The organism is Trujillonella humicola (assembly GCF_046233715.1).
Lineage (GTDB): Bacteria > Actinomycetota > Actinomycetes > Mycobacteriales > Geodermatophilaceae > Trujillonella > Trujillonella humicola.
In genome coordinates this window covers 1-1,040 of sequence record NZ_JBJNRJ010000135.1, presented here as the reverse complement: position 1 = coordinate 1,040, position 1,040 = coordinate 1, and the positions used below count along the sequence as shown (strand labels likewise).

1 pseudogene is annotated in these 1,040 nt (G+C 69.0%); it reads left to right on the top strand.

Annotated features, from left to right (window positions below):
* Nucleotides 1-96 precede the first annotated feature (96 nt).
* A pseudogene (locus ACK586_RS25425) lies at nt 97-1,018 on the top strand (IS5 family transposase).
* Nucleotides 1,019-1,040 lie beyond the last annotated feature (22 nt).

Here is a 1,040-nt window from a genome sequence, read left to right as displayed (position 1 = left end):
CTAGGGCGTGTCTGACGGATCTTGTCGTTCAGGTCGGGCAGTGTCGGTGTTGTGCGTCAAGATCGGTGTGTGGTGTCCGATGAGGCATGGGCGTGGATGGAGCCGCTTTTGCCGTCCTCGGCGGGCCGTCGGGGTGGACGGTGGCGTGATCACCGCCAGGTGATCGAGGCGATCGCGTTCAAGTTTCGGGCCGGCGTCCCTTGGCGCGACGTTCCGGAGACCTTCGGGCCGTGGCAGACGCTGCACTACCGCCACGCGCGGTGGAGTGCTGATGGCACCTGGGCCCGGCTGCTGGCCAGAGCCCATGCCGACGCCGACGCGGCCGGCGAGTTGGACTGGCTGGTCGCGGTGGACTCCACGATCGTGCGGGTCCATCAGCACGGGGCCAGCGCCCGCCGAGTGGGCGGCAACGCCGCTACCTATCGGCCGGCCCCGCCCGACGCGGAGGTCGTTGAGGAGGGCAGCGAGCACACAGGGGGCTCGGTCGAATGACAAGAGTTCTGACGGTGAACCAGCCGCCCGCGAGCCGGCCGATCATGCGATCGGCCGATCCCGGGGCGGGCTGACGACCAAGACCCACGCGCTCACCGACGGCGCCGGACGACTCCTCGTGGCGCTGGTGACGGCCGGCAACATCAACGACACCACCATGCTCGGCCCGCTGCTGGCGGCCTTGTCCGTCGCCCGGGTAGGGCCGGGACGCCCGCGAACCCGCCCGGACTACCTGTTGGCGGACAAGGGCTACAGCTCCAAGGCCAACCGGCAGCTGCTGCGTTCCCGCGGCATCGCCCACACCATCCCGGAGAAGAGCGACCAGGCCGCCAATCGTCGCCGCCGAGGCTCTCGCGGAGGTCGACCGCCAGGGTTCGACAAGGCCCGCTACGTACGGCGCAACACCGTCGAACGCGGCTTCTGCCAGATCAAACAGTGGCGAGGCCTGGCCACGCGCTACGACAAGCACGCCGTCAACTACCTCGGAGCGATCCACCTCTGCGGACTCCTGGGCTGGCTTTCATGATCCACCAGACACTTCCTAGGGC